Annotated in this window: 14 protein-coding genes and 1 other RNA gene; 13 read left to right on the top strand and 2 right to left on the bottom strand. The window is 45.5% G+C overall.

Translation table 11 applies throughout. The features are described 5' to 3' along the window. On the bottom strand, positions 1 to 774 hold the full coding sequence (locus MKY50_RS17285; RefSeq protein ID WP_106073403.1) for an alpha/beta fold hydrolase: 774 nt from the start codon (positions 772 to 774) through the stop codon (positions 1 to 3). A 148-nt stretch (positions 775 to 922) separates the two neighbouring features. Here MKY50_RS17285 and secG point away from each other — a divergent pair, with 148 nt between their 5' ends. From secG to azoRB, 11 genes are all read left to right on the top strand, one after another. Then, complete coding sequence (gene secG / locus MKY50_RS17280) at positions 923 to 1,153, top strand: preprotein translocase subunit SecG (RefSeq protein WP_003220028.1); 231 nt, start codon at positions 923 to 925, stop codon at positions 1,151 to 1,153. Between the two features lie 131 nt (positions 1,154 to 1,284). Further along, positions 1,285 to 2,025: an alpha/beta hydrolase gene (locus MKY50_RS17275; protein ID WP_003242610.1), complete on the top strand. Its 741-nt coding sequence runs from the start codon at positions 1,285 to 1,287 to the stop codon at positions 2,023 to 2,025. A gap of 18 nt (positions 2,026 to 2,043) precedes the next feature. Further along, positions 2,044 to 4,383 carry a ribonuclease R gene (gene rnr / locus MKY50_RS17270; RefSeq protein ID WP_003228386.1) on the top strand — a complete coding sequence of 780 codons (2,340 nt, stop codon included), beginning with the start codon at positions 2,044 to 2,046 and terminating at the stop codon, positions 4,381 to 4,383. Between the two features lie 144 nt (positions 4,384 to 4,527). Further along, positions 4,528 to 4,998, top strand: a complete 471-nt coding sequence (gene smpB / locus MKY50_RS17265; protein WP_003220025.1) for an SsrA-binding protein — start codon at positions 4,528 to 4,530, stop codon at positions 4,996 to 4,998. A gap of 176 nt (positions 4,999 to 5,174) precedes the next feature. Further along, positions 5,175 to 5,537, top strand: a transfer-messenger RNA (tmRNA) gene (ssrA, locus tag MKY50_RS17260). Positions 5,538 to 5,719: 182 nt separating this feature from the next. Next, on the top strand, positions 5,720 to 6,514 hold the full coding sequence (locus MKY50_RS17255) for an SDR family NAD(P)-dependent oxidoreductase (RefSeq protein ID WP_003228388.1): 795 nt from the start codon (positions 5,720 to 5,722) through the stop codon (positions 6,512 to 6,514). A 109-nt stretch (positions 6,515 to 6,623) separates the two neighbouring features. Continuing rightward, positions 6,624 to 7,196, top strand: coding sequence for a TetR/AcrR family transcriptional regulator (locus tag MKY50_RS17250; RefSeq protein WP_080529787.1), 573 nt, complete (start codon positions 6,624 to 6,626; stop codon positions 7,194 to 7,196). Then, positions 7,193 to 7,552 carry a DMT family transporter gene (locus MKY50_RS17245; protein ID WP_341117000.1) on the top strand — a complete coding sequence of 120 codons (360 nt, stop codon included), beginning with the start codon at positions 7,193 to 7,195 and terminating at the stop codon, positions 7,550 to 7,552. The genes MKY50_RS17250 and MKY50_RS17245 overlap by 4 nt, the downstream gene beginning before the upstream one ends. Then, complete coding sequence (locus MKY50_RS17240) at positions 7,549 to 7,950, top strand: YvaD family protein (protein WP_003242541.1); 402 nt, start codon at positions 7,549 to 7,551, stop codon at positions 7,948 to 7,950. Before MKY50_RS17245 ends, MKY50_RS17240 begins: the two co-directional genes overlap by 4 nt. A 165-nt stretch (positions 7,951 to 8,115) precedes the next feature. Then, positions 8,116 to 10,011 (top strand): FUSC family protein, encoded by a 1,896-nt coding sequence (locus tag MKY50_RS17235; RefSeq protein ID WP_341116998.1) that lies wholly within the window; start codon positions 8,116 to 8,118, stop codon positions 10,009 to 10,011. 159 nt (positions 10,012 to 10,170) lie between these two features. Continuing rightward, entirely contained in the window at positions 10,171 to 10,806 is a 636-nt protein-coding gene (gene azoRB / locus MKY50_RS17230; protein WP_003228400.1) for an FMN-dependent NADH-azoreductase AzoRB, read from the top strand. A 36-nt stretch (positions 10,807 to 10,842) separates the two neighbouring features. Here the strand turns inward: azoRB and iolW are convergent, their stop codons facing one another. Continuing rightward, positions 10,843 to 11,919 carry a scyllo-inositol 2-dehydrogenase gene (gene iolW / locus MKY50_RS17225; RefSeq protein WP_029725934.1) on the bottom strand — a complete coding sequence of 359 codons (1,077 nt, stop codon included), beginning with the start codon at positions 11,917 to 11,919 and terminating at the stop codon, positions 10,843 to 10,845. Between the two features lie 127 nt (positions 11,920 to 12,046). Between iolW and csoR the strand changes: the two genes are divergently transcribed. Next, on the top strand, positions 12,047 to 12,352 hold the full coding sequence (csoR, locus tag MKY50_RS17220) for a copper-sensing transcriptional repressor CsoR (RefSeq protein WP_003228404.1): 306 nt from the start codon (positions 12,047 to 12,049) through the stop codon (positions 12,350 to 12,352). Positions 12,353 to 12,427: 75 nt separating this feature from the next. Then, a complete protein-coding gene (gene copZ / locus MKY50_RS17215) occupies positions 12,428 to 12,637 on the top strand; it encodes a copper chaperone CopZ (RefSeq protein WP_003228406.1) in 210 nt (69 codons plus the stop codon). Positions 12,638 to 12,709: the final 72 nt, after the last annotated feature.

The raw sequence follows: 12,709 nt of genomic DNA, 5'->3' as shown, positions 1-12,709 counted from the left end.
CTATATTGAATGATGTGTCAGCACAAACCCTGTCACCAGCTCATTGCACGTTTTCCATTGTTTTGTCGGCAATTGATGTCCCTGATATTCCAATCTGAAAAATTCGGCATGTCTGCACGATCTTCGGTAATAGCCTGCGTTTGTAAAGGTCCAGTCCCGCAGGCCGCCATACATAAACAGCATTGGCATTTCTAGGCGGGGCAGCTGTTCAATGCAGTTGTAGCCAAGCGAATCCAGATAATACTGATGCCAATGGGCCAGGTCTGCTTTTTTCATATGGTCTGTTAATATGCTGCGAAGCTGTCTGTCTTTTGTGTGGCTGCCAGCGAGGATTTTCATGAGCAAACCGGGGTTTTTTTCAAGCAGATACATTCCCAGTTTGTGCAGCTTCTGGCCGATTACGTTATGAACAGCGGGGTAGGCGCCGGACAGAATAAGGTGTGACACTTTGTCGGGGCGGGTGAAGCCGGTATGCTGCGCGATTAAGCCTCCGGCAGAATACCCGAATAACACAGCTTTATCAATATCCAAAGCGTCCATGAATTGCGCGATCTCGTTTGCGTAATAGGAAATAGACGCTGGCTGATCGATATGATCACTATCACCGTGGCCGCTTAAATCGGGAAAAATCACCCTGAAATGCTTGGATAGAAGGCGCTGATAATAAAAAACCTTGCGTCCCATGCCCGGCGGGTGGATAAAAATGATAGGGATTCCCTGTCCATATTCTTCATAAAAAAGATGTTTCCTGCTGTCTATGCTGATAAGCGGCATCGCTTTTCTCCTTTGGCCTTTTCATATGAATAGGGTAACCAAGATAAAACGTCTTATCCGGCCTTTTGGCGTCTGATACAGCGTGACATGCCAACCCTTTTCATGTAAAATAGAAGTAATGTAGCCAGTGAGTCTGGAGGTGTATGGGATGCACGCAGTTTTGATTACCTTATTGGTTATCGTCAGCATTGCACTTATTATTGTCGTTTTGCTTCAATCCAGTAAAAGCGCCGGATTATCTGGTGCGATTTCAGGCGGAGCGGAGCAGCTCTTCGGGAAACAAAAAGCAAGAGGTCTTGATTTAATTTTGCACCGCATTACGGTAGTGCTGGCAGTCTTGTTTTTCGTGTTAACGATTGCGCTTGCTTATATCCTATAGGGCAATGTTTGTATAAGGTCTGATGTGAAGTCAGGCCTTTTTCACGTTTCTGGATGATATTCAAAACGTTTTTTTCTGATTAAACTGTGGAAAACTAAAATGATCGTGCAGATAGAAAGGGAGACATGAGCATGAAAGTTGTGACACCAAAACCATTTACATTTAAAGGCGGAGACAAAGCGGTGCTTTTGCTGCACGGCTTTACAGGCAATACAGCGGATGTAAGGATGCTGGGACGATATTTGAATGAACGCGGCTATACGTGCCACGCGCCTCAATATGAAGGACATGGCGTCCCGCCTGAAGAACTTGTACATACGGGGCCCGAAGACTGGTGGAAAAACGTAATGGATGGCTATGAATACTTAAAATCTGAAGGCTATGAGAGCATTGCTGCCTGCGGACTGTCGCTTGGCGGGGTTTTTTCGCTGAAATTGGGTTACACTGTACCCATAAAGGGAATTGTCCCAATGTGCGCACCGATGCATATTAAGAGTGAAGAGGTCATGTATCAAGGCGTTCTTTCATACGCTCGCAATTACAAAAAGTTTGAGGGGAAAAGCCCGGAGCAAATTGAAGAGGAAATGAAGGAATTCGAAAAAACGCCGATGAATACCCTCAAGGCGCTGCAAGACTTAATTGCTGATGTGCGGAATAATGTCGATATGATTTATTCACCGACATTTGTGGTGCAGGCCCGTCATGACCACATGATTAATACCGAAAGCGCCAATATTATTTACAACGAAGTGGAAACTGATGATAAACAGCTGAAATGGTACGAGGAATCAGGGCATGTCATTACACTCGACAAAGAACGTGACCTCGTCCATCAGGATGTGTATGAATTTTTAGAGAAGCTCGATTGGTAATCAACAGGAGGTCGGATAATGGAAAAAGAAGCATTTATGGAAAAGCTTCTCTCGTTTATGAAGGAAGAGGCGTACAAACCTCTGACCGTTCAGGAACTTGAGGAGATGTTAAATATTACGGAAGCCGAGGAGTTTAAAGAGCTCGTCAAAGCGTTAGTCGCCTTGGAAGAAAAAGGGCTTATCGTACGGACGAGAAGCGACCGCTACGGCATTCCGGAGAAGATGAACTTAATAAAAGGAAAGATTTCAGCCCATGCGAAAGGATTCGCCTTTTTGCTGCCTGAGGATACGTCGTTAAGTGATGTGTTTATTCCGCCTAATGAGCTAAATACGGCAATGAACGGCGATATCGTCATGGTGCGTCTGAACTCACAGTCAAGCGGCTCCAGGCAGGAAGGAACCGTCATACGGATTTTAGAAAGAGCGATTCAGCGGGTTGTCGGCACGTATACAGAAACGAGAAACTTCGGCTTTGTCATTCCGGACGACAAAAAAATCACGAGTGACATCTTCATTCCGAAAAATGGGAAAAATGGAGCTGCGGAAGGGCATAAGGTTGTTGTCAAGCTGACGAGCTATCCTGAAGGCCGCATGAACGCAGAGGGTGAGGTTGAAACCATTCTCGGCCACAAAAACGACCCGGGCATTGATATTTTATCGGTCATTCATAAGCACGGCCTGCCGGGAGAATTTCCAGCTGACGCGATGGAACAGGCATCAAGTACGCCTGACACGATTGATGAAAAAGATCTGAAAGACCGCCGTGATCTCCGTGACCAGGTGATTGTCACCATTGATGGTGCGGATGCGAAGGATTTGGATGATGCAGTTACCGTGACGAAACTTGATGATGGAAGCTACAAGCTTGGCGTTCACATAGCTGATGTCAGCCATTACGTAACTGAAAACTCGCCGATTGACAAAGAAGCGCTTGAAAGAGGGACAAGTGTGTATCTGGTTGACCGTGTCATCCCGATGATTCCGCACAGATTGTCAAACGGCATCTGCTCCTTAAATCCAAAGGTTGACCGCCTGACGCTTTCTTGTGAAATGACAATTAACAGTCAGGGACAGGTGACAGAGCACGAGATCTTCCAAAGTGTCATCAAAACAACGGAAAGAATGACATATTCAGATGTGAATAAAATTCTTGTTGACGATGATGAAGAGCTGAAGCAAAAATACGAGCCTCTTGTTCCGATGTTCAAAGACATGGAGCGCCTGGCTCAAATTCTTCGCGATAAGCGGATGGACCGCGGCGCCGTTGACTTTGATTTCAAAGAAGCAAAGGTGCTTGTTGATGACGAAGGAGCGGTTAAAGACGTTGTGATCAGAGAACGCTCTGTCGCCGAGAAGCTGATTGAAGAATTTATGCTTGTAGCAAACGAAACAGTGGCAGAGCATTTCCATTGGATGAACGTCCCGTTTATATACCGGATTCACGAAGAGCCGAATGCTGAAAAGCTGCAAAAGTTTTTAGAATTTGTGACGACATTTGGCTATGTGGTGAAAGGAACGGCGGGGAATATTCATCCGCGCGCGCTGCAAAGCATTCTGGACGCTGTGCGTGACAGACCAGAGGAAACGGTTATATCTACTGTTATGCTCCGTTCGATGAAACAGGCGAAATACGACCCGCAAAGCTTGGGGCATTTCGGTCTGTCAACGGAATTCTATACGCATTTCACATCGCCGATCCGCCGTTACCCGGACTTAATCGTTCACCGTCTGATCCGAACGTATTTGATCAACGGCAAAGTCGATGAAGCGACACAGGAAAAGTGGGCTGAACGCCTGCCGGATATCGCCGAACATACATCATCTATGGAGCGCCGTGCAGTTGACGCCGAGCGTGAGACGGATGATCTGAAAAAAGCGGAATACATGCTTGATAAAATCGGTGAAGAGTTTGACGGCATGATCAGCTCTGTGACAAACTTCGGAATGTTCGTCGAGCTGCCGAATACAATTGAAGGACTCGTCCATGTCAGCTTTATGACAGATGACTACTACCGCTTTGACGAACAGCATTTCGCAATGATTGGCGAGCGGACAGGCAACGTCTTCCGCATCGGGGATGAAATCACAGTCAAGGTTGTCGATGTCAATAAAGATGAGCGCAATATCGACTTTGAAATTGTCGGCATGAAGGGCACTCCGCGGCGTCCGAGAGAATTGGACAGCAGCCGGAGCAGAAAACGCGGAAAGCCTGCCAGAAAACGTGTTCAAAGCACCAATACGCCTGTTTCTCCAGCTCCGTCTGAGGAAAAAGGGGAGTGGTTCACTAAGCCGAAGAAGAAAAAGAAAAAACGCGGCTTCCAGAATGCTCCGAAACAGAAACGGAAAAAGAAGAAATAGCAGCTCAACCAGCAAATAGGGCCGCAGCGCTCTATTTGCTTTCTTTCGGAAACAGCTTTTCATTGTAGCGGTACGTGACATTTGGTAAAATAGAGCGTATCGCAAAAGGTGGACAGTTTTTCCTTAGAGAGAGGAGGTTCTGGCATGCCAAAAGGGTCAGGAAAAGTATTATCTCAAAATAAGAAAGCCAACCACGATTATTTTATAGAAGAAACCTATGAAACAGGCATCGTTCTGCAAGGAACCGAAATCAAATCGATTCGCGCCGGCCGCGTAAACCTTAAAGATTCCTTCGCCAAAATCGAACGGGGAGAAGTGTTTCTCCACAATATGCACGTCAGCCCATATGAGCAGGGAAACCGCTATAACCACGATCCGCTTCGGACAAGAAAGCTGTTAATGCACCGCAAGGAGATTAATAAGCTGATCGGGTTAACAAAGGAAAAAGGCTATTCTCTCGTTCCGCTGAAGCTGTATTTAAAAAACGGCTTTGCCAAAGTGCTTCTCGGCCTTGGAAAAGGGAAGAAGAACTATGACAAACGGGAAGATCTGAAGCGCAAGGACGCGAAGCGGGAAATCGAAAGAGCGTTCAGAGACAGTCAAAAAGGCTTCTAAAGGCATAGTGCTTGATTCGAAAATCAGGCCTGTGCTATACTGTGTTCACGATCAGATCACGACGCCATTCATTTGAAGGATTTGACAATTGAAAAGAGCCGTGATCATGTTATAATAAGACTATAGCCAGTTTGAGTGAGAGCTTGATATTTTCTCCCGTATTTCCCTTATACCAAGGGGACGTTACGGATTCGACAGGGATGGATCGAGCTTGAGCTGCGAGCCGAGAGGCGATCTCGTAAACACGCACTTAAATATAACTGGCAAAACTAACAGTTTTAACCAAAACGTAGCATTAGCTGCCTAATAAGCGCAGCGAGCTCTTCCTGACATTGCCTATGTGTCTGTGAAGAGCACATCCAAGTAGGCTACGCTTGCGTTCCTGTCTGAGAACGTAAGAAGAGATGAACAGACTAGCTCTCGGAAGGCCCGCCCGCAGGCAAGAAGATGAGTGAAACCATAAATATGCAGGCTACGCTCGTAGACGCTTAAGTAATCGATGTTTCTGGACGTGGGTTCGACTCCCACCGTCTCCATACATACTGACAATAAAGCAGAACCTCTTAAGAGGTTCTGCTTTATTTTTTCTCCAAACCACAGGCACCAAAAAGTGCGTACTTCCATTTCAATCCCAGCTGTTTCATACTGATTGCAGAGCAGATGTTTCACCAATCAGATTTCTGTCAATAAATAAGAGGAATCAAAAACGGAGGGATGAATAATGAAGCTGAATTTACAAGGAAAAACCGCACTGGTGACCGGTTCGACATCAGGGATCGGAAAAGCTATTGCCTCTTCGTTAGCTGAAGAAGGTGCGGCAGTGATCATTAACGGACGCCGGGAAGAGAAAGTGAATCAAACGATAGATGAACTGAAAACACAACATGCTGAAGCGGTTCTTTATCCGGCTGCATTTGATTTGGGAACAGAAGAAGGCTGCAATGAGCTGTTTCAGGCATATCCAGAGGTTGATATTTTGGTCAACAATTTAGGGATTTTTGAACCGGCGGAGTACTTTGATATTCCCGACGATGAATGGTTTCGTTTTTTTGAAGTGAATATTATGAGCGGTGTAAGGCTGACACGCAGGTATTTGCATAACATGATAGAGAAAAAAGAAGGGCGTGTGATTTTCATTGCCAGTGAAGCAGCGATTATGCCGTCACAGGAAATGGCCCATTACAGTGCGACAAAAACGATGCAGCTGTCCATTTCCCGCAGTTTGGCGGAGCTGGCAACCGGCACGAATGTCACAGTCAACACCGTCATGCCGGGCTCTACCTTAACAGAGGGTGTGGAAACCATGCTGAACTCGCTGTATCCTGGTGAAAACCTGACTGTTCAAGAAGCTGAGGCACGTTTTATGAAAGAAAACCGGCCGACATCTATTATTCAAAGACTGATCCGTCCGGAAGAAATCGCCCACTTCGTTACATTTTTAAGCAGCCCGCTTTCCTCTGCGATCAATGGTGCGGCACTTCGGGCAGACGGCGGTTTGGTCCGCAGTGTCTTTTAAACCTCTCCCAACAGGAGAGGTTTTTTATATATTGTTGATTTCCATAAATTTCTGCCGTATAATATTGGTACCGAAATAGTTTTATTGGTACCGGAAGTGGGGGATTAATGTGGAAAAAAGAATTATGGCGGAAACCATCCGGCTGATCAAGCAGAAAGGATTTTCATTTACGATGAATGATTTGGCGGCAGCGCTGGGAACGAGCAAGCGGACGCTCTATGCATATTATTCATCTAAAGATCAGCTTGTTGAGGCGGTTGTCGAACAATTTATAGCTGAAATGAAGCAAATAGAAAGAGACATCTATGAAAATGAAAGTTTAAATGTGCTCGAAAAGGTGAAACAAATGCTGATCAGCCTTCCGCAGGGGATGGAACTGCTGAACATGGGATTATTAAATGAACTAAAGAAATACCATTACGATGCGTGGCTTACATTAGACGCGTTTATTAAGGAAGAATGGGCGATTGTCCTAGCATTATTAAACGAGTGCAAACAGCAAAAGAGAATCAGAAACATCAATCCGGACCTGTTTGTTCACATGTATATAGGGAGCATCAATCAAGTGTATGACCCTGAATATCCGCTGAAACATCAGTTCACGACAGGAGAGGTGCTTGAATCAATTGTAGATGTTTTGTTTAACGGTATAACAGCTGATGAGGAGGCTGATGCGACATGAATTGGGTGTTTCTATGCTCGGCGATTTTGTTTGAGGTTGCGGGAACGGTCAGCATGAAGCTATCGTCCGGTTTTACAAAGATTATTCCCAGTTTGCTGTTGATTTTCTTTTATGGAGGGAGTCTTTTCTTTCTGACGCTTACGCTTAAATCCATTGATGTATCTGTTGCTTATGCTGTATGGTCAGGGATGGGAATTGTCCTGATTACAGTCGTTGGTTTTTTGTTTTTTCAAGAACATGTGAGTGTCATGAAAGTCATTTCAATTGGATTGATTATTGCCGGTGTTGTGTCTTTAAACCTGATCGAGCATGCTGCGGTGTCTGAGCCGGTACATAAAAGCGGGCAGTACAAATGAGATATATGAAGCTGTTTTTTCTCGTGACTGATATCGGTTTTATCTTGTACTGGCTGTCAGCCGGATTTTCGCTCATACCGGAAAGCTGGGCTTTTAAACATCATGACCATCCGTTTATGATCGCTTGGAACTGGTCTTTTTTTCCGCTGGATATCCTGATTTCTGTCACAGGGTTGTACAGCTTGTACCTACAGCGGGTGAATCGTGCTGACTGGAAGCTGATGGCGCTGATTTCTCTTGTGCTGACCTGTTGTTCAGGTCTGCAGGCGCTATCATTCTGGACATTCAGCAGTGACTTTGATCTTGTGTGGTGGCTGTTTAATGGGTATCTATTGATTTATCCTTTATTTTTTATTCACCTGCTCTTAAAGGAAGGCAGAAGGACAAAACAGTCCTGACAGGTGCCGCTTTTATGATAATAAACTGATGTAATAAAGCAGAGACGGTATAAGTCTCTGTTTTTTTATCGGGCGCACCAATTGAGAAGCTAACCGCGTTTTTGGGCATACTAAAGCGAAGAAACGGGAAAAGTTCTACACATTCATTGAAAAGGATTTTGTCAAATGAACAAAACTGCTGCGAACAATCAAAGAATCATGCCTATCGTGAAGGATGCCTTTCGCATTCATGCAAATCCATTTCCTTGGAAAAAGGCTATCGGATCAGGTTTCGCTTCAGGGTTTCCTGTGCTGGTCGGTGCATTGGCAGGTCACACGGATTACGGATTAATTGCAAGTATCGGAGGCTTTGTTTATTTATATGCGGGCGGTGAATCATACAAAAAGCGCGCCTTGAAGCTGCTCTTGGTTTCTATTGGGATTGCCCTCTCATTTGGTTTAGGGACGCTTTTGTCCGGGATGCTTTGGATGATGGCGGCTGTTTTGGGGCTGATCGGTGCAGCGGCGATGTTTATTTTTAGCGCGCTCGGCATTCAAGGCCCTGCGCCGATGTTTTTTGTCCTTGCCTTTTTAGTCAGTTCCGGTTTGCCGGCCGATCCTTCACAAGCGCTGTTCAGAGCGGGACTGACGTTTCTCGGCGGCATTTTCGCCATGGGTATCGCTTTAATCGGCTGGTTATGGAACAAACATGGACCGGAGGGAGCGGTGCTGCAAAAAACATATCATCAGCTGGCTGCATGTCTTTCAGCCGTCGGAACGCCAGGTTTTCATAACGCACAGCATCAGACCGTGCTCATGCTTAGAACAGCCCGCCAAACGGTTCTTGGGAAAGGGAACAGACGGAAAAAATCGCGGCATGATGAACGATTTTTCCGCCTCCTTGAAAAAGCTGACGACATATTCATTGCCATTATTCATTTTTCAGCTGAAACGCCGGACAGAGAGACCGCGCAGATTGAAAAGGCACTTCGCCAAACCGGAGATATGCTTGCGCATGCACGGGTTTTCGGTACGTATCAGATTAATGAGAACGAATATGAGCCTAGGCGGAAGCTGTTTGAAGAAATCAATGAGGTTTTGCATATCGCTTCAGGACGTTTTGATAAGCAGCTTGACGGGGAACCAAGCCGCCTGCCATCCTCTTTTTACTTTTTGAGAAATGCCTTTGACTGGAAGTCTCCGGTTTTGATTAGAGCGTTAAAGTACGGAATTGTTCTGTTTGCCGCCGATATGTTTGCCCTCGCATTCGGCTTTGCACGCTCCTATTGGATTCCGCTTTCGGCAGCAGCAGTCATGCTTGGCACTACTGTTGTTTTTACGCTTCACAGGGCTATTCAGCGTTCGGCCGGAACGGTGATCGGTGTTATGCTGGCAGGCGCAATCCTGTTTTTTAAGCCGGGCGGTGTTTATATTGCGTTTTGTATTGCAGCGCTGCAATGTCTTCTTGAGATGCTGATCGTCCGCAATTATGCGCTGGCTGTTCCCTTTTTAACCGCAAATGCGCTTGTTATCACAGAAAGTATGCATGGCGGCGCGGGTGCCGGTTATTTTATGATAGCGAGGCTGACGGACGTAGCTGTCGGCAGCGTGATCGGGCTGTTGGGAACAATGCTTTTGTGGCGGCGGTTTTCAACGAAGCGGCTGCCTGAACTGATGAGGAACGTCATCCGGTTGGAAGGGCAGTTTATGGAGAAACTGTTAACCGGGCAGAATGCCGACGAACACAAGTTAAGGGTGAGCCTTGTCAGGCTTCGGGATGCGTATGACAAGGCCCTTGGAGAGTTTCCTCATGCGAGTGCGGAGGCGCTCTGGCCTGCCATTTCCGGTGCTCAGCACTTGGGGTACTATTTGCTCTCGGCCCAAGCTCACCGCCGTCCGCCTGCTCCGTTTTCTGATGAAGAGATCAACCAGCTGCGGGCGTTTTTTGAACAGGCTGAGCAATCCTTTATAGTGAAAAGGATGCCTGCGGATATTCAAGTGCCGCATGTCCCTCATTATCCTCGAATCAGTAAAGAACTGTCCGCGCTGTATTCCGGCTTGAGAACAGCTTTTGAAAAGTAATCTGTTTGGGAAAGTTAAATAATCTTTAATTCGAGATATTTTACTTGAAAGTAAATTTCTTTGTCTCTATAATAAAGTCTAAGAGAGACAGAATAATCATTATGCATCTGTATGATAATAATTGGTGTGTGATTTTTAAAAACGAAAGGGCTGGTAAAAATGGCAAAAGTATTATATATCACTGCTCATCCGCATGACGAAGCAACTTCGTACAGTATGGCAACAGGTAAAGCATTTATCGAATCTTACAAAGAAGCGAATCCAAATGATGAAGTTGTACATATCGATTTGTACAAAGAAAACATCCCGCACATTGACGCAGATGTATTCAGCGGATGGGGAAAGCTTCAGTCAGGTACAGGCTTTGAAGAGCTTTCTGAAAGCGAAAAAGCGAAAGTAGGCCGTTTGGGAGAGCTTAGCGATCAATTTGCATCAGCTGATAAGTACGTATTTGTTACTCCTTTATGGAACTTCTCATTCCCGCCAGTGATGAAGGCGTATCTTGATTCTGTTGCTGTTGCAGGAAAATCATTCAAATACACAGAACAAGGTCCTGTCGGCTTGTTGACTGATAAAAAAGCAATTCATATCCAAGCTCGCGGCGGCTACTATTCAGAAGGCCCTGCGGCTGAGATGGAAATGGGACACCGCTACATCGGCATCATGATGAACTTCTTCGGCGTACCATCATTCGAAGGCATTTTCGTAGAGGGACATAATGCGGAGCCTGATAAAGCACAGCAAATCAAAGAAGACGCGATTGCGCGTGCGAAAGAAGCAGGAAAAACATTCTAATGAAAAAGCCTCCCCTTATTTGGGGAGGCTTTTGTTTTAGTGCTCCAGCATAATGGTTCGTTTCTCTTTACTGCTTTTCATCGCGGCTTCAATGATGCGGATGACATTAATACCTTCCTCAGCAGTGACTGGCAGCGCAGCACCTTCCCGTATGCTTTCCGCTATTTTGCGGTAATAAGTAAGGTAGGAGCCATTTACTGATGGGATCGTTTCTGTTTTTTTGTCGGAGCCACGAATGGTTGTAAGCTGTCCGTAAAACTCCGGATCATCTGCACCCCAGCTGTCATCCTCTGGTTTTCTTCCCGCTCTGAGTGCGTCTTCCTGTCCGTCAATTCCGTATTTGATAAAGCTGGAATCTTTTCCATGGATTTGATAACGAGGTCCGTTTGCCGGAACGATTGATCCCCCGTATAGAATGGCTTGAAGCTTGCCATAGTCCAGGGTTAAATGAAAATAGTCAACCGTTTCGGCATTTTCCCGCTGGGCCATCACGTTTGCAGTCACGGCTTTAGGCATCCCAAACAAATGCAGGGTTTGGTCTATGATGTGGGAGCCGAGATCATACAGCGTACCAGTGGCAATGCCTTCTTTTTCCCGCCACCGCGCTTGAACTTCAGGTCTGTAGCGGTCATAGGAAACTTGATATGTATTGATATCTTCAAGAGATCCCTCAGAGATCAGCTTTTTAATCGTTAAAAAGTCGTTATCCCAGCGTCGGTTATGATATACGCTTAATAATACGCCTTTTTCATCGGCAGCCCTTTTTAATGTTTCCCCCTCTTCGGCTGTTGCTGTCATTGGTTTTTCCATCACAACATGTTTTCCGGCCTGTATGCATGCCATAGCATGCTCGTAATGAAGGCCGCTCGGGGTGGTGACAATGACAAGCTCAATGGCAGGGTCATTTGTGATTTCCTCAAGCTCATGTACAACCTCAGCATCTGGAAAGTCCCGTTTCACTTCTTCTGTCCGAGATGTCATGATTTTGCTGATTTGATATTCATCCAGAACATCCAGCAGCGGCCCGTGAAAAACAGAACCGGACAATCCGTATCCTAATATTCCAACCTTGATCGTATCCACTTTCCTTCTCCCCTTTAAAAGCGTTATCAACAGAAGTATATACCCTCCTGGTCAAATGGTAAAACCTAACTGATTCATTTTTTGCGTCGGCATGCTTAGACAACCGTTTGGACAATCAGTATAATGGGAATTAATATCATTAAACAGAGGTGTACGCATGGAAAAGCATAACGAACATAAAACATTAAACCATAAAAGCTCGAAAGAAAAAGATCAGATTACAAACCGGCTTAAGCGGATTGAGGGTCAAGTCCGAGGCATTCAAAACATGGTGGAAAACGACAGATATTGTGTAGATATTCTTGTGCAAATTTCAGCTGTTCAGGCGGCAATGAAAAATGTGGCGCTTCATTTGCTTGAGGATCATGCCCATCATTGTGTAGCAGATGCCATCAAAAGCGGAGACGGGGAACAGGCCATTTCTGAGCTTTTGGACGTATTTAAAAAGTTCACAAAATCATAAAGCGTTTTTTTATTGTAATACCCTACGGGGGTATGGTAGGATGAAAATAGAAAGAATAAACAGGAGGAATTGATTATGGAACAAAAAACATTGCAAGTTGAAGGAATGTCTTGTCAGCACTGCGTCAAAGCAGTAGAAACAAGCGTAGGAGAACTGGACGGCGTCAGTGCCGTTCATGTCAATCTGGAAGCGGGTAAAGTCGATGTTTCGTTTGATGCTGACAAAGTATCAGTCAAAGATATTGCGGATGCGATAGAAGATCAGGGCTATGACGTAGCTGAGTGATTCAAGGTATCGCGCCTATAGGGAGGCGCGATATTTCTTTCATTTTTATATACCCCCCAGGTGTATATAAAG

Origin of the sequence: Bacillus sp. FSL R7-0685, assembly GCF_038002425.1 — a bacterium.
GTDB classification, from domain to species: domain Bacteria; phylum Bacillota; class Bacilli; order Bacillales; family Bacillaceae; genus Bacillus; species Bacillus subtilis.
This window is presented reverse-complemented; position numbering and strand designations above follow the sequence as displayed.